Source organism: Corynebacterium spheniscorum, from assembly GCF_900113445.1.
In the GTDB taxonomy this organism is placed as follows: domain Bacteria; phylum Actinomycetota; class Actinomycetes; order Mycobacteriales; family Mycobacteriaceae; genus Corynebacterium; species Corynebacterium spheniscorum.
The window spans coordinates 13,636-31,375 of record NZ_FOPJ01000007.1 but is presented as its reverse complement, the minus strand read 5'-3'; the positions used below and the strand labels follow the sequence as shown (position 1 = coordinate 31,375).

The following is a 17,740-nucleotide window of genomic DNA, read 5'->3' as shown; positions in this document are numbered from 1 at the left end:
GGCGGGAATGGTGCGCGGGCTAAGCGTGCGCATGTGTTTGCGGGAACGTCGCGCCACTACCGACACGTCCTGGAACTCCAGCGGGATGGGGGCGTGGGGTTTGTGCACCGTGACCTCGACGGCGTGGAGGAGGTCAAAGCGGTGCATGATGGTTTCGGCGATCTCATTGGCAACGGTTTCGATGAGATCATGGGCGGGGCCGCTGAGGATGCTGTGGGCGAGTTCGGCGAGTTCCGCGTAGTTGACGGTGCCGGAAAGATCATCGGCGGTAGGGAAATCCAGCCAGCAGGTGATATCGCAGATGAAGTCTTGGCCTTCGCGCTTTTCTTCCTCGAAGACCCCGTGGAAGCCGCGGCAGCGCAGGCCGCGCAGTTCAATGCGATCAGCCATGGTGGGAGCCTCCTTCCAGCGGATTTTCGCTTGCCTTTACGCTAGTGGGCTGCTGGCCATGGCGCCAGCGTGTTGCCACATCCACGGCGTCGCGAGACACCGGTACGTTATGCACGCGCACCCCCCAAGCCCCCAGATGCGCAGAGATCGCGGTGACCGCGGCGGTGGCTGGGTCGGCATCCACGGGGCTGCCGGAAAGCCCACGATCAGCGCGGATGGCACTGAGGAATCGCTTACGGGAGGCACCTACCAGGATGGGGAATTCGCCTGTGATGAACTCCGGGAGGGCGTGAAGCAGTGCCCAATTATCTTCCGCGGTTTTGGCGAAACCCAGGCCGGGGTCGAGCACAATGGAGCCAGGGTTCACGCCAGCGGCGACGGCTTGATCGACGAGATCGGCGAGGGTGTGGTGCACATCGGCGACGACGCCACCTTCATGGTGTGCAGCACCGGCGGCGTTGCCGAAGCGAAGGGCGCGCCAATGCATGAGGCAGACCGGGAGTTGGGTATCGGCCATCACGGCGTGCATGTTTTTATCCGCCAGGCCGCCGGATACATCGTTGATCATGCTGACCCCGACCTCAGCGCAGGCGGCGGCGACAGTGGCGCGCATGGTATCCACACTGGTGTTGATGCCTTCTTGGTGGAGGGCCTTGACCACGGGGAGGACGCGGCGGAGTTCTTCTTCTTCGGTGACGCGCTCGGCGCCGGGGCGGGTGGATTCCCCGCCGATGTCGATAATGTCGGCGCCGGCGTTGATGAGTTCATGGGCGTGCGCGATGGCGCGGTCTTGGTCGGCCCAAAGACCGCCGTCGCTGAAGGAGTCCGGGGTGACATTCACGATGCCCATCACCGCGGTGCGGCCGGGCACGGTGAGGCGCGCCAGGGCATCGGTGGGGGTGTGGTGTGCGGTGGTGTTTGGGGTAGCCTGCACGGCGGTAGCGTGCTGGGCGGTGGTGTTCGCGGTAGTGCTCACAATCGCGGAGTCTCCTGAGCGGAATGGTGGCCTTGGGGCGTTGGCCTTGAGGCGTTGGCCTTGAGGTGATGGCCTTTGTGGAAAAATTTTTGGCGGGAGTTATTGCCTAATCAGGCTTAAGACTTCCGCGCGTGAAGCCGCATTGCGTTTAAAGCCTCCGCGCACTGCCGAGGTGGTCGTCATCGCCCCGGGCTTGCGGATCCCACGCATGGCCATGCAGAGGTGTTCGCACTCAATGACCACAATCACTGATTGGGCATCCAGGCATTCCACCAGCGCATCAGCAACCTGGGTGGTTAGGCGTTCTTGGACCTGCGGGCGTTTGGCATAACCGTCGACCAGGCGAGCTAGTTTGCTGAGTCCGGTGACCTTGCCATCTTTGCCGGGGATATAGCCGATATGAGCTTTGCCGAAGAAGGGCACCAAGTGGTGTTCGCAGGTGGAGTAAATGGGGATATCGCGCACCAGCACGAGCTCTTGGTGGTTTTCATCGAAGGTGGTGGACAGCACCTCACGAGGGTCGCTATGCAAACCAGCGAAGGTTTCTTGGAAGGCGCGCGCCACCCGCGCTGGGGTTTGTTTTAGGCCTTCGCGATCCGGATCCTCACCGACTGCCAGGAGTAATTCGCGCACCGCTTTTTCGGCGCGTTCCTGGTCGAAGTGTGTTAATTGCTTGTCGTCCATGGTGTGTGTTCGGATCTCGCTTTCCTTCGCTAAACCATCCGCCGCGCAACGCTCCCACTGAAAAACTGTCGCGGAGTGTTGCTTGGTTTCTAGCCCCATTATGGTTCCAGCTCGTTGGTGTGCAGCCAGCCAGTGTTCCAGCGTGCAGGCTAGGTGTTGGGGAAAAGGGGGGTGCGCAGGGACTGTCCGCACACCCCCCTTTTGTTATTGAGCAGGGTTAAAAATTCTTCGGGGATTCTGAGTCCGGATCAGTAGGTAGCTCACCTTCCGGGTTCTCCTCCCCAGGTAAACAAGTATGAGGTTCTGGTTCCACCACTGGATGTGACTCCGTGGGGGTCTCCTCCGGGGCTTTCTCCACTGGGGTTTCCGGGTAATCCGGGCGCTCGCGTTCCGGTAGACGGAAACCAATCAGCTCAGTGTCGTCCTCCGGGCCGGGGGCATCAGCAACCGGAATATTATTCTGGCCGGCTTCTGCCTCAGGTTCTTCCCCATAAGCCTTCATCCCAGGGTGGATCCCCAAACCGCGCATATTCTCCGGACTCGAAGGTGCCTGCGGAACGCTGGGGCCGCTGGGTTGTTGGCCACTGCCTGGAACCGTCCATCCTGCTGGTGGCGGGGTGCCACCATAGCTGGGGGCTGCATGCCGGCCTTGGGCTTCTTCCCCGGGGCTGGTAGAAGCATCCGAGGTATTGGCAGGGCGTGTACCACGCCAGGGCATCGGCGCCCCACCACCGGCGGCACGTTGGGCATCTAGTTGCTTACGGCGGCGCGCGCGGGCCTTTTGGGAGGCCTCCAATAAGGAGAAGGGCTTCGGTGGTTCCTCACCGCGTTCGATGGCCAACTCAGTAGGTGTTTTCACCGGGGTGTAGCCCAGCTGGCGAGGGAAGCGCACATCTTCACCGGGGAAGACTTCATCGACTTCTTGCGGGTCAATGCCTTCAAAGAGCGCTTCCAAATCGGGGCGGCGCAGGGTTTCCTTCTCCAGGAGTTTCTCCGCCAAGCGATCCAGATAATCGCGGTGTTCTTCGAGAATGCGGTAGGCCTTTTCATGGGCTTTATCCAGCAGGTAGCGGATCTCCTCATCAATCTCCGCAGCGATCTTCGGGGAGTACTCCAAGGTTCCGCCGCCACCGCGGCCAGAGAAGGGATCGCCCTGTTCCTCACCATATTTCACGGCGCCCAAGGTGGGTGACATGCCATATTCGGTGATCATGGCGCGAGCGATCTTGGTGGCCTGCTCAATATCAGCAGAGGCACCGGTGGTGGGTTCACCAAACACCAGCTCCTCAGCGGCACGCCCACCCATGGCGAAGACTAGGCGTGCAAAAAGCTCATCGCGGTTGTACATGCCCTTGTCATCTTCTTCGGCAGTCATGGCATGACCACCGGTACGCCCACGGGCCAGGATGGTGACCTTGTAGACGCGCTCAATATTCTTCATCGCCCAGGCAGATAGCGTATGCCCGCCCTCGTGATAGGCGGTGATCTTCTTTTCCTTCTCGGAAATGATCTTGGAGCTTCGACGTGGACCACCAATCACGCGGTCCGTGGCTTCTTCCAGGGCGTCCGCGGTAATCACATTGCCGCCAATGCGGGCGGTCAGAAGGGCAGCTTCATTGAGCACATTAGCCAGGTCCGCACCGGACATACCGGCGGTACGCTTCGCCAAAGCATTCAGGTCGGCATCCGGGCCCAGCGGTTTGCCTTCCGCGTGGACCTTCAGAATCTGCTGGCGTCCCTTGAGATCCGGGTTGGTCACCGGGATTTGGCGATCGAAACGACCCGGGCGCAGAAGTGCGGGATCCAAAATATCGGGGCGGTTAGTGGCCGCCATGAGGATCACGCCTTGGCGATCATCGAAGCCATCCATTTCCACTAGCAGTTGGTTGAGGGTTTGTTCACGTTCATCCAAACCGCCCCCCATGCCGGAGCCACGGCGACGCCCCACTGCATCAATCTCATCGACGAAGATAATGCAGGGGCTATTGGCCTTGGCTTGTTTAAAGAGGTCACGCACACGCGAGGCACCCACACCGACGAACATCTCCACGAAGTCCGAACCGGAAATGGAATAGAAAGGTACCCCAGCTTCACCAGCCACCGCACGGGCCAACAAGGTCTTACCGGTACCGGGCGGGCCATAAAGCAGCACGCCGCGCGGGATCTTCGCCCCTAAGCGCTCATAGTGCGAAGGATCTTCCAAGAAGTCCTTGATTTCATGAAGCTCATCAACGGCCTCATCCGCGCCCGCAACATCCTTGAAGGTGTTGGTGGGCATGTCCTTGGTTAATTCCTTGGCCTTGGAGCCACCGATGCCAAAGAGCCCGCCGGATTGCATGCGGCTAAAGAAGAACATCAAAAGGCCAAAGACCAAGAGCATCGGCAGGATGAAGCCGAGGGTATTGAGCAGGAAGGATTCCTGGGTGACCTTGGTGGCGTACTTCTCGGTGTCGGAGTCCCGCACGGCCTTGAAAATATCGGGGGCGGTGCGCGCTGGATATTGGGTCAGAATCTCCTCAACATCTTCGCGCTCTTCAACATCGATGGGTTCTTTGAGCGTTAAGCGCAGGCGCTGTTCGCGGTCATCGATCTGAGCTTCCTTGACGTTATTGTCCTGAAGCTGGGCGATCGCAACCGAGGTATCAACCTTTTGGAAGGTTCGCGTGTCATCGGTGAGCAGGCTCACCACAAAAAGCATGATGAGTAGCACCGAAGCGCTTAAGGCGATTTGGAGGATTCTCTTGTTATTCATAGGCAGTGCCCGAAGCCAGCGGGGATCGCATCGCGCTCATCCATGAGCAGTCTCTTCCGCTTTCATATCTTGCACAGGAGAAAAGCGGGGTGCGGGAGATTGCCCAGAGTCTAAGGGCTGCGTTCTTGTGCTGTCTTGGGGTTGAGGCCTTTCTTAGGAACGTGGAGGGTCAGTGAACGTGAAGATAAATGTCGATGTTCTTCAAGCAAGAAATATATGCACCGCGCACAGCGTTTGCCACGCTAAGCGGCAATGCCTGTGGTACACATCTTCCCTACTTTAAAGGGCCAGCGCGTGATCCGCCTCCCCAGGTCACCTAAACAGGTCACCTAAAGGCAGGGCAACCCGAAGCCACGGCAACCCGAGGAGGCACAACCGACATTCGCTGTCTCTGCGCAGAATCAACGCATGGCAACAAAGAAACGTTCCCGAGGAGCTTCCCGGCGCGCGCGGCGCCACGCCTCCCCTGCCCGGACGCCCGCCATCAGCCAACGCTGTCAGCTGACGCCCGCCCCCAGGCGGCTAGTTATCTTCGCTATACACCCGCGGGTGCAAGGTCCCCACAAAGGGAAGATCACGATAACGCTCGGCATAATCCAGGCCATAGCCGATCACAAACTCATTGGGGATCTCAAAGCCCACATCAAAAAGATCCACCTTCGCGGTCTGCACCTCTGGTTTGCGCAGCAAGGTCACCACCTTCAAGCTGCGTGGGCGGCGGGCCTGCAGGTTCTTCATCAACCACGAAAGCGTCAACCCGGAGTCAATGATATCTTCGACCACCAACACATCGCGATCTTCAATATCGCGATCCAGGTCCTTCAAAATCCGCACCACCCCAGAAGAACTCGTGGCATTGCCATAAGAAGACACCGCCATAAACTCCACTTGGCTGGGGATGCTTAGCTGGCGGGCAAAATCAGTAATAAAGAAAACCGCGCCCTTTAACACCCCGATGAGGACCAGGTCATCATCTTTCCCGCGGTATTCCTCGGACACGCGCTGCGCCATTTCAGCAACCCTGGCCTGCAATTGTTCTTCAGAAACCAGCACTGCCTCAATATCAGCCCCATAGGGATTAGTCGGAACGTTCATGTCCTTGGTGTCGTGCATAGAAATTTAGTGACCTTTCTGCGTCGTCACCGTTAGTGTGCCATTGAGCCGTACAACAACCAATCTTGGCACCCCACGCGCAGCCCCCAAACCTTCGGGGGTACCTTCCCCACATTCCGCAGCTAAGTCCTTACCCACAGCCACCGCCCCTTGGCCCCGCCACTTCGTACATAGCCGCAGCACATCACCCACCGCGGCACTACTTAAACGCATCTGCCACTGCGGGTGCGCCTCCCCATGGGCATGCAGCCACGCCAACACCGCGCGCCGGCCGACAGCTTCCGGTAGCCGCGCAATCACCTCAACCGCTAAATCCTGCGGTTGACGTGCACATTCCGGCACCAAAGAAGTCAAATACGCATTATCCTCAGCCACCATCGCCGCAGCCTGCGCCAACACTGCAGTGGCATCGCCATTGCCCAGAATCTCCCCCAAAGCCGGCATAATATTCTTCCGCACCGCCACCCGCCGGAAACTTAAGCGCTCATTGTGCGGATCTGACCAAAAATCCACCCCGCAATCCACACAGGTCCCCACCGTCTGTGCGCGCCTTAAACCCAAAAATGGTCGATACACCACCCCACCTTCGCTTACTGCCTTCACCGACATCCCACTCGCTTTACCGCGTAATGCCCCCAATAACAGGGTCTCCGCCTGATCTTCAGCGGTATGCGCCACCAATAGCGGCAACTTTCCAGCGGCTTTGGACAACGCCTCATACCTCGCCCGGCGCGCCGCCGCCTCCGTCCCTTCCCCACGGTCCACAACGTCCACGCGCAACACCTTCGCGCGCGCTCCCCAGGCTTGGGCTTTACTCGCCGCCTCTGCAGCTACCTGCGCAGATCCTTCTTGCAATTGATGATCCACACACAAGGCCAACACCTCATGTCCTTCCGCGCGCGCCGCAATCACCAACGCCAAAGAATCCGGTCCCCCAGATAGCCCAATCGCTAGCTCCTCACCCGCATCCACCCCATGCTCATAGAGCCCGCGGATTCCCCGGCGGCACGCCAATAAATTCTTAGATGCCCGCGGAAACTTAAGAACGCTCGCCATGGCCCTTAGCGATCGCTGGTGCTGGGGTTGTGTTTGCTTTCCGAGATCGTGGGCTGGGCGTCGGCGTTTGCTTTCGCCGCCTGCACACCACTGTTTGCCGCGGCATCTTCACTTAAGGCCGAGGCAATGCGGTCTAAAGCCTGGCGCTGACCAAGCACATCAGTGTCATTGGAGATCATCCCGAAGCTATAGACATGCCCGCTTTGCCCGGTCACCACACCGGTTAAGGCCGAGGTTCCCGTCAAGGTCCCGGTTTTAGCGCGCACCACACCACGCCCAGGTGTGCCAATAAAACGCGAAGCTAAAGTGCCAGAACCACCAGCTACAGGCAGCACATCAAGCAGTGGCCTTAGTACTTGGGTTTGGGCTGCGGTGTCCATAATTTCCGCCAGCACTTCAGCCGGAATCCGGTTATGAATAGATAACCCGCAGGTATCCTCCAGCTTCGTGGTGGAGGTATCAATCCCTAGTTCATTAAGTACTTCCAGCACCGCTTCGGTGGCTGCCTGCGCGTCACTGCCTTTTCCGCGTTTAATGGCCACTTCCCGGCCAATGGCTTCGGCCATCACATTATCGGAATGCTGCATCATGGCCCTTAGGCGTTCAGATAAACGCGGGGACTCAATGGTATACAGCGTTTCCACTGGTTGCTCAGTTAGTTCAGTGACACCAATGGTGCTTACCCCTAGTTCTTCGCCAAGGGCTTGGGCTACCGTGAAAGCCGGGGTGTGGCTACGCGGCACATCACCGCTTTCCACCTCACCCAGGCGGCCACCATGAATCATGGCTGGCTGCATGGGGGCAACAAACCCGGCATCAATATCGCTTTCATCCCAACCAGTTAAGAAATCTGGGCCAGTCCACACGCTGGTATCAATCAGTACCTGGGTAACCTTCATGCCACTAACTTGGATGGCTTCCGCGGCACGCATCAGATCCGCGCGATCTAACCACACATCCCCAGCAGCGCGAATCACCACCGAACCTTCCATGGGCCCGCGCACAATATCGGTTCTAATCCGATCATCCGGGCCAAGTGCTTTAATCGCTGCGGCACTGGTCAAAATTTTTGTAGCACTCGCTGGGCGCAGCGGGATCTGCGCATCGTAAGAATAGACCTCTTCCCCGGTGCTGGAATCAAGAATCTGTACCCCGAAACTGCCCAGTGCCGGGTTGGCGCTTAGCTCTTTTAGGGTGCTTCGCAGACTTCCTAGGTCCACCTCAGCTTGGCCGCGTGCCGGGATAAGTTCAGCGTCCGTGGATGCCGATAGCTCCCACGGTGCTTTATGCACCACATCGGCGTAGTTTTTTTGCGCGGTGATTCCCACACCGGCGACACCGGTGACCGCGACTGTGACAACTACGGCGGAGGTCATCCACCACACCTTCTTGCTCATTGCACCACAGCCTACTGGGTAGCTGACCCGGTAGCGCTACGATGGGTGCTACTTGTTATTTCTGTTTGAGGACTGAAGGAGTTGGAAACTCAATGAACGTTGAGGTGACCATCGAGATCCCGAAGGGGTCGCGCAATAAGTACGAGGTTGATCACGAGTCCGGCCGGGTGCACCTGGACCGCTACCTGTTCACCCCGATGGCGTACCCCGCCGACTATGGCTTCATTGACCACACCCTCGGCGAAGACGGCGATCCTTTGGATGCTCTGGTAATCCTGCCGGAACCGCTCTTCCCCGGTGTGATCTGCAAGGCCCGCCCGGTCGGTGTCTTCAAGATGACCGATGAAGCTGGCGGCGATGACAAGCTGCTCTGCGTGCTTGATGATGTGCGTTTCGAGCAGTACCAAGAAATCGAAGATATCTCGCAGTTCGTCAAGGACGAGATCGAGCACTTCTTCTGCCACTACAAGGACCTGGAGCCCGGCAAGGAAGTCCAGGCCGCTGGTTGGGGTAGCCGTGAAGATGCCGAGCGCATCTTGCAGGAGGCTATCGACCGCTACAAGGACTAAGAGTTCTCGGTAGATAAGCTCCCCTCAGTACCCCGCGCGTTGCGGTGCTGAGGGGATATTTTTTAATCCAGCTAGGGCATGAAAATGTTTTCTTCATGCACAGTGCACACCGAGAGCAATCTTCTACTGCTCCTTCCCCTACAGCGTGGCCCCCAGCGTCGCTACGCCTGCTCGCCAAAGATCCTCACCATCAAAACCAACAGATCCACCTACGGGTAGTTGATGATCGCAGCATCGTAGAGCTGGGGATAAGAAACCAAGCCGAAGATATTTTCCCTGACCCCACCGCCCCCTGGGTCTTCGGCTGGGTAGATGCCGCACCCGCAGAGATCATTTCTTTTCCTACGCCTCACTAGCTTCTTTAACCCCCAAAGATGAGCGCAGCCCCTGGGAATTAAAGCTGGCGTGCTTTAAAGGTGAAGACCTCATGGGTACATGCTCCTTGCGGCGGATTATCCGCGGTGAGCAGGTGCTCTATGACACCGGCTCTTATTTATTCCGTGAGTTCCAAGGCCAAGGCTATGGGCGCTTAATGCGCCGCATGCTGCTCCATCTTGCCTTCGAAGGTTTCGGGCTTAAAGAAGTGGAGTCAGCAGCACAACCACTTAACCGCGCGTCGGTGGAGCTTAGCCGCAGTTTGGGTTATCACATGGCTGGGCATACCGATGATGCTCATGAGTGCTGGGTCATTAATGCTCAAGCCTGGGCTCAGCATGCTCGCGATGATGATCCGCAAATCATGATGACGGGGGTGGAAGGGTTAGCGGAACAGCTTCATTGTCCATCAGCACCATAAAATAGAGGCCAGGTGCTGCTGGCAGCGCCCCTTTTCGCCAGCTATTTACCTCCCCTTTTTTGCACCTAAGGTTCCTCGATTGTTTTCGGCTTCTTGATGAAGCTGAACCGCCACCCCTTTTTTTTTAGGAGTTAGTAGATACCGCCATGAAGTCTGTGACTGTTCAGAATGTTCCCCAAGACGCCCAACTCATTGATGTCCGCGAAGTTGATGAGTATGCCGCCGGGCATGCCGCTAATGCAGTGAACCTGCCGATGAGCGAGTTCGTGCAACATGTCGATAAGTTGGATCAGCAACGCGATATCTATGTCATCTGCCAAGGTGGCGGTCGCTCCGCGAAGGTCTGTGAATATCTGGAGGCCCGCGGTATCGAGGCCATTAATGTTGAAGGCGGAACGGGTGCTTGGCAGCAAGCTAACCTCCCCATGGAGAGCTAGGCTCCAGCGGAGAGCTAGGTTCCCGCGCTGAAGAGTGACCCTAAGGCTACGTCAGCTAAAAGTACGGGCCTTAGGGTCTTTTTAACCCCAGATGAGGGATTATTTCCTACTGCGAACGAAAGTATGGGGACGAACCCATAGTTGAACTCCCAGCTATGCAATATGCTGGGACCCATGCCGTATAGCCAAGATATTCCTGCTGCATTATTAGAGTCGCCCTCCTTCCAGCTTGATCGCTTACGCCGCCGCACCCGCGAGGAAGTTGAGTTGGCGCTTCAACCCGATAACACCACGTTGAGGGAGTATTGGGTGATGACGTGCTTGGCTGATCGTGATGCTGCTAGCCAAACATCGCTCTGCGAATTATTAGCCATTGACGCATCCGATATGGTGCGCATTATTGATGCTTTAGAAGAGCGCGGGTGGGCAAAGCGTGAGCGTGATCCACGCGATCGCCGCCGCCAGATTATTACTCTCAGCGCTGCTGGCCGCCATAAGCGGGTGGAGTTAAACCGCTTAGTATCTAATGCGGAGGATCGAGCATTAGATGAGTCCACTCAGAAGCAGCTCAAGCATCTGCGCAAGCTAGCTGCCGCGATTATTGCCAGTGAAGAAGAAGATCAGCATAGCCACAGCGCCAAGCAGGAACAATAATCGCGCAAGGCACAACATAACCCCGCTAGGCAAGATAGGTTCTTCTTGCTCAGCGGGGTTTTTCACGTGGTGCTGGCTGAGAGCACCCTCAGCTGCGCGGGCTGTACCCGCACAGAGTGGGATTAGTCGCCGATCTGGTCGCGGCCACGCATCACGATCTTCGGATCGGGTTCACCAACAAGTTCATGGTCCTTATCGGTGTACTCGAACTTGCTCAGCACATAACGCATGGCGTTAAGACGTGCCCGCTTCTTATCATTCGAGCGGATCGTAATCCAGGGGGATTCATCAGTGTCGGTGTAGCGGAATTGCTCTTCCTTAGCGCGGGTGTAGTCCTCCCACTTATCCAAGGAGGCCAAGTCCATTGGGGAGAGCTTCCACTGGCGCACTGGGTCCACCTGGCGGATCGCAAAACGGGTGCGTTGTTCCTTCTGGGTGACAGAGAACCAGAACTTGGTCAGCGAGATGCCACTACCTAGGAGCATGTTCTCCAACATGGGGACTTCGCGGAGAAACTCAGCGTGTTGGGATTCGGTGCAGAAACCCATGACGCGTTCCACGCCGGAGCGGTTATACCAAGAGCGGTCGAAGAATACGATTTCGCCGGCGCAGGGGAAGTGCTCGATGTAGCGTTGGAAATACCAGGAGGTGGATTCACGTGGGGAGGGCTTCTCCAGGGCGACGGTACGGGCACCACGGGGGTTGAGGTGCTCATTGAAGCGTTTGATGGTGCCCCCCTTACCGGCGGCATCGCGGCCCTCGAAGAGGATGATGTGGCGCTGGCCGGTTTCTTTGGTCCAGTTCTGCCATTTCAGGAGCTCGATTTGGAGGGCACGCTTTACGTGTTCATACTCATCGCGGGAGAGACGCTCCTGGTAGGGGTAGTTTTCCCGCCAGGTTTCCACAGGTGAACCATCCGGTCGGATCAAAATCGGATCGTCTTCATCGGAGTCGTCTACGACATAGCCTTCAGTACGGGCCAGATCGATGACCGGGAGTTCGTCTTCTTTGTGCTCAGCCATACCAAGATTCTACCGGGCCAGCAAAGTTTCTGAGGCAAGAGCACTACTTTTAGCCCCGGTGTGGCGGGCAACACGCTCGGTACTGCTGGATCTATTCCGGCGCATTCCCTCTCAAGGCCGCCGGGAGGCTAGTTTGAGGCACGACAAAACCCCTGCCTGCCACATTCATGTGGCAGGCAGGGGTCTTAAAGTCTTGAGTTGTTGATCTTCTTCCCTAATGGAAGAAGATTATCGCTCAGAGCTGTATTACTTGATCAGACCGAGCAGGCCGTTCAGGTTACCAGCAGCCTCGGCGAGACCCTTGAGGGAAACGACGAAGTTGTAGAAGAAGGTGTTGGTAACGAGGTTGGCGAGATCCTGCAGGAAAGCAGCGGTGGAGAGCATGTAAGTACCTTTCGAGTAGCCTCGAGAAATCGTAAATCTCGAGATCTATGTGATGTTTACTATGGCTACACCGGTAGAGGCATAGCCGGTGGCAACTAGACTACTAGATGCCGGTTGGCTACGACTTAAAGAGCAGCGATGACGGAAGAGAAGGCAACAGCCTCATCGATGCCGTCAAAGAGGTTCGGGAAGAACTCAGCGAAGTTCTTGACGAAGGTGCCGAAGTTGCCGAGCAGTTCGCGGATGGCAGCGATATCCATGAAAAATCTCCTAATTAGAGAGGAACCAGCGTTGGCTGGTGAGGTTTCCAGTAGCTGACACCCCTCTGGGCGTCACGTCATACATTCTGACATAGATTCTCCCACCGTCAAGCAGAGCCCACGGAAGTTTTCCCTTCCCCCTAGTCACGCTCCTCACGTTAGCCACATCTGTAAAAAGTTCTACGTCAGCGAATTTTGGGCTATCGCCGCAGCTCAGTTGCTATTTTCTCAATCTCATTCCGCTTTCTTGTCGCGTTGTTATGTAACGTGCTGATAACGGCCTGCGATAAAGCGCCGCCCACCCCAAAAAAGATTTTTCAAAGTCCCCTAATCCGGGGGTAATTTGCACCTATTCATGCAGCTGGAGCGCTTCTTCTAGCTATCACTCAGCACCTAAGAATTCTTCTCCTTGGACGCGATTTCATAGGCGCACACATCTAACGCACGGATCTTTAAAAGTAATCTGCGACACACTAAGGCCCGGGGGTGTAGCTCCCGGGGGATTTTTCCACCCACGTCGAACCCTAAGACATGTTCTACAGGTAAGTTCTCAGCAGCCTTAGGCGGCGTTCTAGGGCTCTTAGAGCGCCGTATAAGGCGCCGAGGCACGCACCGTGGCGGTACCTCCCTATTCCTATATATAGAGGCCACACAGAGACCTCCTTCCAGCGGCGCTGCCTCTCCCTTCCCCTTAGACGCAGAAAAGCGCGGGAGTGCGCTTCATATCTGAAGTACACTCCCGCGCTTAAGGCTTAGCGCTTTATACGGGGCTTAGAAGCCGCCCATGCCGCCCATTTCTTCAGCACCCGGGGTGCCAGCACCAGCCGGCTGCGGCTTCTCAGCAACCACAGCTTCGGTGGTCAAGAAGAGCGCAGCGATGGAGGCAGCGTTCTGCAGGGCAGAGCGGGTGACCTTCACCGGGTCATTAATGCCAGCGGCCATCAGGTCGATGTACTCGCCGGTAGCGGCATTCAGGCCCTGGCCAGCCGGCAGGGTGGACACCTTATCGGCAACCACGCCGGACTCCAGGCCAGCGTTAGCGGCAATCTGCTTCAGCGGGGAAGCCAGTGCCTGGCGAACAATCTTCACGCCGGTGGCTTCATCGCCATCCAGGTCCAGGTTGTCATCCAGCACATGGGAGGCCTGCAGCAGGGCCACGCCACCGCCGGCAACAATGCCTTCTTCCACGGCAGCCTTGGCGTTGCGCACGGCATCTTCGATGCGGTGCTTGCGTTCCTTCAGCTCAACCTCGGTGGCGGCACCAACCTTGAGCACTGCCACGCCGCCAGCCAGCTTGGCGAGGCGCTCTTGGAGCTTCTCGCGGTCATAGTCAGAATCGGAGTTATCGATCTCAGCGCGGATCTGCTTCACGCGGCCTTCGATCTGCTCGGAGGAGCCAGCACCTTCGACAATGGTGGTGTCATCCTTGGTGACTACAACCTTGCGGGCCTGGCCGAGCAGCGGCAGGTCAGCGGTTTCCAGGGAGAGGCCAACTTCTTCAGCAATAACCTGGCCACCGGTGAGGATGGCCATGTCCTGCAGCTGGGCCTTGCGGCGATCACCAAAGCCCGGGGCCTTCACGGCAACGGACTTGAAGGTGCCGCGGATCTTATTCACCACCAGGGTGGATAGTGCTTCGCCTTCCACGTCCTCGGCGATGATCAGCAGCGGCTTGCCGGACTGCATGACCTTTTCCAGCAGCGGCAGCAGGTCCTTGATATTGGAGATCTTGGAGGAGACCAGCAGGATGTAGGGGTCTTCCAGGACAGCTTCCTGGCGTTCCATATCGGTGGCGAAGTAGCCGGAGATATAGCCCTTATCGAAGCGCATACCTTCGGTGACTTCGAGTTCCACACCGAAGGTGTTGGACTCTTCCACGGTGATGACGGAATCCTTATTCACCGCACCATTGCCCACCGCGTACATGGCCTTGGCGATCTGCTTGCCGATCTCCGGGTCAGCAGCGGAAATACCGGCGGTGGCGGCGATTTCTTCTTCGGTTTCTACTTCCTTAGCGGAAGCTAGCAGGGATTCGGTCACCTTGGTGACAGCCTGCTCGATGCCGCGCTTAATACCCATCGGGTTGGAGCCGGCGGCAACATTGCGCAGACCCTCAGAAACCAGGGCCTGGGCGAGGACTGTGGCGGTGGTGGTGCCATCACCGGCAACATCATCGGTCTTCTTAGCTACTTCTTTGACCAGCTCAGCGCCGATCTTCTCATAAGGATCTTCCAGCTCGATTTCGCGAGCAATGGAAACGCCATCATTGGTGATGGTCGGCGCGCCCCAGGACTTCTCCAGGACAACATTGCGGCCCTTGGGCCCCAGAGTGACCTTGACGGCATCCGCCAAGGTATTCAGGCCCTTTTCTAGGCCGCGGCGCGCTTCCTCATCAAAAGCGATGATCTTTGCCATATGTTCGTGCTCCTTTGAAAGGTAATTTAAGGACGACACTCACGTCTGAAGCGTGTGTTTTTAAGGGGCGCCCGCGACGGCTAAGTCGGCCGAGTGTAAACCAACCTCACCCTTTAAACACGCTGTAGTTGTCGATCATGTACTTGGCACTCACTAGCGCCAAGTGCCAGTTCTTTTCTAGCAGTCACACCCTACGAGTGCAAGGTTGCCAAGGGCTACTCGCGCCTAGCCTGCTCACCACGCGTGCTTTCCTGCCCACCCCAGGCACCCGATCTCGAAAATGCGCCCTGATCACGAAGGTTTCCGGCATCTCCTTATATATAAGGAGAAAATCTCTGTTCGCTCACAGCGTGCGCGCGGGCACGCTAGTAGCATCGAATCCATGACGAAAATTGTGGAGAAAGACCGGATCGAGCAGCTGCGTGAGGAGCTCGGCGCGCAGCGTGAGCAGATCTTTGAGCAGTTGAAGGAGATCACTTCTTTTAATTCCGTGCATAGCGTGCCGGAGCTGGCGGAGCAGCTCGATGGGGCAGCCGCGTGGGTGAAGGAGCATTTTGAGGCCGCCGGGTTTGAGATGAAGGCCTATCCCACGGTGGATAAGTCGCAGACCCTGCTGGGGACGAAGGCAGGCGACCCGGATGCGCCGACGGTGATGCTCTATAGCCACTATGATGTGGTGCCCGCGGGCCCGCGGGAGGCCTGGGATAGTGACCCATTTTCGCTCACCGAAAAGGATGGCCGCTGGTATGCCCGGGGCGCTGCGGATTGCAAGGGAAACCTGGTGATGCACCTGGCTGCGCTGCGCGCGGTGGAGGAGCTCGGCGGCACCAAGCTGAACCTGAAGGTGCTGATTGAGGGTTCGGAAGAGCGCGGCGGGGAGGGCCTGGATCATCTCATTGATGAACACCCGGAGCTTTTCCGCGCCGATGTTATTTTGATTGCCGATTCCGGTAATGCCGCGGTGGGTGTGCCCACCATGACCACCTCGCTGCGCGGCGGTGGGCAGGTGCGCGTCACCGTGGATACCCTGCGCTCAGCCATGCACTCTGGTGGGTTTGGTGGTGCTGCCCCGGATGCGGTGGCGGCGTTGATGCGCACCCTGGATTCCCTGCGTGATGAGCGCGGCCGCACCGTGATTGATGGGGTGGATTGTTCGCGCCGCTGGGAGGGCATGCCCTACCTGCCGGAGGATTTCCGCCGCGATGCGGGGGTGCTGGACGGCGTGGAGTTGATGGGCGATGAAAATGACATGCCCAGCGATTTTGTGTGGGCGCGCCCTGCGGTGACGGTGATTGGGTTTAGCTCCACCCCGGTGGAAGAGGCCGTGAATGCGGTGCCCAATACTGCCTCTGCGCAGCTGAATCTACGGGTTCCGGCAGGCATGAATGCCGCTGATACCGCAGAAAAGCTCATCGCCCACCTGCATGCCCATGTGCCCTGGGGCGCGAAGCTTAAAGCCGAGCTTACGGACGTCAATGAGCCTTTCGCTACGGATCCTTCCGGCGAAGCTTTTGATGCGCTTTCTAGCTGCCTGGCTGCCGCCTATGGCAAGGAGGAGGCTGCGGTGCTGGGCACGGGTGGTTCCATTCCGCTGTGCACCAAGCTGCAGGAACTCTTCCCCGAAGCCGAGATTGCGCTGTATGGCGTGGAGGAACCCACCTGCGTGATCCACGCCCCCAATGAGTCCGTGGATCCCCAAGAAATCCGGGATATTGCGGTTGCCGAAGCCGCCTTCTTACTCGGATTCAAGCAATAATTCTTGGCCGCTTAAGCCCATGCTCCCTTTGGCGGAGCATGGGCTTTATTCTTTTCCGGCCTTGGACTTTCCCCGAGACCGAGTGTCTGGAGTGTGCAGGCTCGGTACGCCTGGTTCTTTTCTTGGCGGGGAGTTTGACCCTACGGGGGTGGGGCGTGGAGATGTTGGGAGCCTGTATGAGCTGCAGGTTTTTAAATGTGGCTACACCCGAGACACTCGTACAGATGGGTCACACTTTGGCAGCGGTTATGAACTGAGTTACTATTTGCGTCATGATGCAGCTTCTTTTCAACCTCGTGGTAGTAGCAAAGGCTACGTACCCTCACGCGGGCTAAGGTGACTAGCTCCCCGCGCGAGGGAGCGTAGCCGCACCTTAACCCCAGGCTAAAAGAACTGAGCAGGTCATCTCAGCACCACACCAACTCGCACTTGCCCCCTTTGATTCAGATGCGTGGGCGAGACACTAATAGGTGAAGCCCTGGTAGCTGAGAAAGTATTTTTCTCGCGCAGCAAAGGACACCTGCACATCATGCACACCAACACCACCTTCTTAAGCGACTACCGCATCGAGCAAGCCACTACCCCGCACATCGCAGAAGATTGTTTCTACGAACGCTTCGGCTGCCACCGCCTGCCCCGCGGCCTGCGGGAAGAAGCCCGCGGCATGGGCTGGTACCTCTTCATGGCCACCTACGCGCCCACCCCAGGGGCCATGACCATCAACACCATGAACGTTGAACCCGATGCCGGGGCTTTTGGTTCCACCATCTACTCCGCGGAAATCCGCCACAACTCCAAAACCCGCCCCAGCTACGCCACGCACCGCCACATTGCGGCCGGCGGCCCGGTTGCGGCCTGCACCGCCATCTTCGCGGAAGCAGGGCGCCCCATGGAGATCCTCAACTTCCACCAGGTCGAAGTTTTTGAATCCACCGTCACCTTCATTAAGGCTTGCACCATGAGCGGGAAAACCCGCTGGGCGATGGGGATGGCTGGTTCCCCAGAAGATTCCGTTGCCCACGCCATGAGCGCGGCGAGCCAACGGCTCTACGGGTGGCGTTAAAACCACACTGCGGATC

Annotated in this window: 17 protein-coding genes and 1 pseudogene; 7 read left to right on the top strand and 11 right to left on the bottom strand. The window is 57.8% G+C overall.

The genetic code is table 11. The features are described 5' to 3' along the window. Window positions 1–36: 36 nt before the first annotated feature. The 7 genes and pseudogenes from folB to dacB all read right to left on the bottom strand — a co-directional run. Window positions 37–390: pseudogene (folB, locus tag BMZ01_RS11365) on the bottom strand (dihydroneopterin aldolase); the annotation flags it as partial. After that, window positions 383–1,240 (bottom strand): dihydropteroate synthase, encoded by an 858-nt coding sequence (folP, locus tag BMZ01_RS06525; RefSeq protein WP_092285835.1) that lies wholly within the window; start codon window positions 1,238–1,240, stop codon window positions 383–385. The pseudogene folB and the gene folP, both read right to left, overlap by 8 nt. 225 nt (window positions 1,241–1,465) lie before the next feature. Continuing rightward, entirely contained in the window at window positions 1,466–2,050 is a 585-nt protein-coding gene (folE, locus tag BMZ01_RS06520) for a GTP cyclohydrolase I FolE (protein WP_092285833.1), read from the bottom strand. A 217-nt stretch (window positions 2,051–2,267) separates the two neighbouring features. Further along, entirely contained in the window at window positions 2,268–4,802 is a 2,535-nt protein-coding gene (ftsH, locus tag BMZ01_RS06515) for an ATP-dependent zinc metalloprotease FtsH (protein ID WP_092285685.1), read from the bottom strand. Between the two features lie 522 nt (window positions 4,803–5,324). Next, the gene (gene hpt / locus BMZ01_RS06510; protein ID WP_092285683.1) at window positions 5,325–5,915 is read right to left on the bottom strand and encodes a hypoxanthine phosphoribosyltransferase; all 591 of its coding nucleotides are present in this window, start codon (window positions 5,913–5,915) and stop codon (window positions 5,325–5,327) included. Window positions 5,916–5,921: 6 nt separating this feature from the next. Next, window positions 5,922–6,971, bottom strand: a complete 1,050-nt coding sequence (gene tilS, locus BMZ01_RS06505; RefSeq protein ID WP_092285681.1) for a tRNA lysidine(34) synthetase TilS — start codon at window positions 6,969–6,971, stop codon at window positions 5,922–5,924. Between the two features lie 5 nt (window positions 6,972–6,976). Beyond that, a complete protein-coding gene (dacB, locus tag BMZ01_RS06500) occupies window positions 6,977–8,368 on the bottom strand; it encodes a D-alanyl-D-alanine carboxypeptidase/D-alanyl-D-alanine endopeptidase (protein WP_223845903.1) in 1,392 nt (463 codons plus the stop codon). A gap of 92 nt (window positions 8,369–8,460) precedes the next feature. On the opposite strand from dacB, the gene BMZ01_RS06495 reads away from it, so the two are divergent. The 5 genes from BMZ01_RS06495 to BMZ01_RS06480 all read left to right on the top strand — a co-directional run bounded on the left by BMZ01_RS06495 (window position 8,461) and on the right by BMZ01_RS06480 (window position 10,824). Continuing rightward, window positions 8,461–8,937, top strand: coding sequence for an inorganic diphosphatase (locus BMZ01_RS06495; protein WP_092285677.1), 477 nt, complete (start codon window positions 8,461–8,463; stop codon window positions 8,935–8,937). Window positions 8,938–9,032: 95 nt separating this feature from the next. Beyond that, window positions 9,033–9,293 carry a hypothetical protein gene (locus BMZ01_RS11020; RefSeq protein ID WP_143067456.1) on the top strand — a complete coding sequence of 87 codons (261 nt, stop codon included), beginning with the start codon at window positions 9,033–9,035 and terminating at the stop codon, window positions 9,291–9,293. After that, window positions 9,230–9,733 (top strand): GNAT family N-acetyltransferase, encoded by a 504-nt coding sequence (locus tag BMZ01_RS06490; protein WP_092285675.1) that lies wholly within the window; start codon window positions 9,230–9,232, stop codon window positions 9,731–9,733. The genes BMZ01_RS11020 and BMZ01_RS06490 overlap by 64 nt, the downstream gene beginning before the upstream one ends. Window positions 9,734–9,879: 146 nt before the next feature. After that, window positions 9,880–10,170: a rhodanese-like domain-containing protein gene (locus tag BMZ01_RS06485; protein WP_092285673.1), complete on the top strand. Its 291-nt coding sequence runs from the start codon at window positions 9,880–9,882 to the stop codon at window positions 10,168–10,170. Window positions 10,171–10,344: 174 nt separating this feature from the next. After that, on the top strand, window positions 10,345–10,824 hold the full coding sequence (locus BMZ01_RS06480) for a MarR family winged helix-turn-helix transcriptional regulator (RefSeq protein WP_092285671.1): 480 nt from the start codon (window positions 10,345–10,347) through the stop codon (window positions 10,822–10,824). 122 nt (window positions 10,825–10,946) lie between these two features. Here the strand turns inward: BMZ01_RS06480 and ppk2 are convergent, their stop codons facing one another. From ppk2 to groL, 4 genes are all read right to left on the bottom strand, one after another. Continuing rightward, window positions 10,947–11,846, bottom strand: coding sequence for a polyphosphate kinase 2 (gene ppk2, locus BMZ01_RS06475; RefSeq protein ID WP_092285669.1), 900 nt, complete (start codon window positions 11,844–11,846; stop codon window positions 10,947–10,949). Window positions 11,847–12,092: 246 nt separating this feature from the next. Beyond that, complete coding sequence (locus tag BMZ01_RS11170; RefSeq protein ID WP_177180094.1) at window positions 12,093–12,230, bottom strand: hypothetical protein; 138 nt, start codon at window positions 12,228–12,230, stop codon at window positions 12,093–12,095. A gap of 125 nt (window positions 12,231–12,355) precedes the next feature. Then, window positions 12,356–12,490 (bottom strand): hypothetical protein, encoded by a 135-nt coding sequence (locus BMZ01_RS11465; protein ID WP_263364358.1) that lies wholly within the window; start codon window positions 12,488–12,490, stop codon window positions 12,356–12,358. A 771-nt stretch (window positions 12,491–13,261) separates the two neighbouring features. After that, entirely contained in the window at window positions 13,262–14,905 is a 1,644-nt protein-coding gene (gene groL, locus BMZ01_RS06470; RefSeq protein WP_092285667.1) for a chaperonin GroEL, read from the bottom strand. A gap of 382 nt (window positions 14,906–15,287) precedes the next feature. On the opposite strand from groL, the gene BMZ01_RS06465 reads away from it, so the two are divergent. Together BMZ01_RS06465 and BMZ01_RS06460 are read left to right on the top strand one after the other, a co-directional pair. Then, entirely contained in the window at window positions 15,288–16,661 is a 1,374-nt protein-coding gene (locus BMZ01_RS06465; protein ID WP_092285665.1) for a dipeptidase, read from the top strand. Window positions 16,662–17,190: 529 nt separating this feature from the next. Continuing rightward, on the top strand, window positions 17,191–17,724 hold the full coding sequence (locus BMZ01_RS06460; RefSeq protein WP_092285663.1) for a hypothetical protein: 534 nt from the start codon (window positions 17,191–17,193) through the stop codon (window positions 17,722–17,724). Window positions 17,725–17,740 lie beyond the last annotated feature (16 nt).

Excerpts from the sequence above, each read along its gene's own strand:
- folP (WP_092285835.1), bottom strand. The coding sequence starts at position 1,240 with ATGGGCATCGTGAATGTCACCCCGGACTCCTTCAGCGACGGCGGTCTT.
- folE (WP_092285833.1), bottom strand. The coding sequence starts at position 2,050 with ATGGACGACAAGCAATTAACACACTTCGACCAGGAACGCGCCGAAAAA.
- ftsH (WP_092285685.1), bottom strand. The coding sequence starts at position 4,802 with ATGAATAACAAGAGAATCCTCCAAATCGCCTTAAGCGCTTCGGTGCTA.
- hpt (WP_092285683.1), bottom strand. The coding sequence starts at position 5,915 with ATGCACGACACCAAGGACATGAACGTTCCGACTAATCCCTATGGGGCT.
- tilS (WP_092285681.1), bottom strand. The coding sequence starts at position 6,971 with ATGGCGAGCGTTCTTAAGTTTCCGCGGGCATCTAAGAATTTATTGGCG.
- dacB (WP_223845903.1), bottom strand. The coding sequence starts at position 8,368 with ATGAGCAAGAAGGTGTGGTGGATGACCTCCGCCGTAGTTGTCACAGTC.
- BMZ01_RS06495 (WP_092285677.1), top strand. The coding sequence starts at position 8,461 with ATGAACGTTGAGGTGACCATCGAGATCCCGAAGGGGTCGCGCAATAAG.
- BMZ01_RS11020 (WP_143067456.1), top strand. The coding sequence starts at position 9,033 with ATGCACAGTGCACACCGAGAGCAATCTTCTACTGCTCCTTCCCCTACA.
- BMZ01_RS06485 (WP_092285673.1), top strand. The coding sequence starts at position 9,880 with ATGAAGTCTGTGACTGTTCAGAATGTTCCCCAAGACGCCCAACTCATT.
- BMZ01_RS06480 (WP_092285671.1), top strand. The coding sequence starts at position 10,345 with ATGCCGTATAGCCAAGATATTCCTGCTGCATTATTAGAGTCGCCCTCC.
- ppk2 (WP_092285669.1), bottom strand. The coding sequence starts at position 11,846 with ATGGCTGAGCACAAAGAAGACGAACTCCCGGTCATCGATCTGGCCCGT.
- BMZ01_RS11170 (WP_177180094.1), bottom strand. The coding sequence starts at position 12,230 with ATGCTCTCCACCGCTGCTTTCCTGCAGGATCTCGCCAACCTCGTTACC.
- BMZ01_RS11465 (WP_263364358.1), bottom strand. The coding sequence starts at position 12,490 with ATGGATATCGCTGCCATCCGCGAACTGCTCGGCAACTTCGGCACCTTC.
- groL (WP_092285667.1), bottom strand. The coding sequence starts at position 14,905 with ATGGCAAAGATCATCGCTTTTGATGAGGAAGCGCGCCGCGGCCTAGAA.
- BMZ01_RS06465 (WP_092285665.1), top strand. The coding sequence starts at position 15,288 with ATGACGAAAATTGTGGAGAAAGACCGGATCGAGCAGCTGCGTGAGGAG.
- BMZ01_RS06460 (WP_092285663.1), top strand. The coding sequence starts at position 17,191 with ATGCACACCAACACCACCTTCTTAAGCGACTACCGCATCGAGCAAGCC.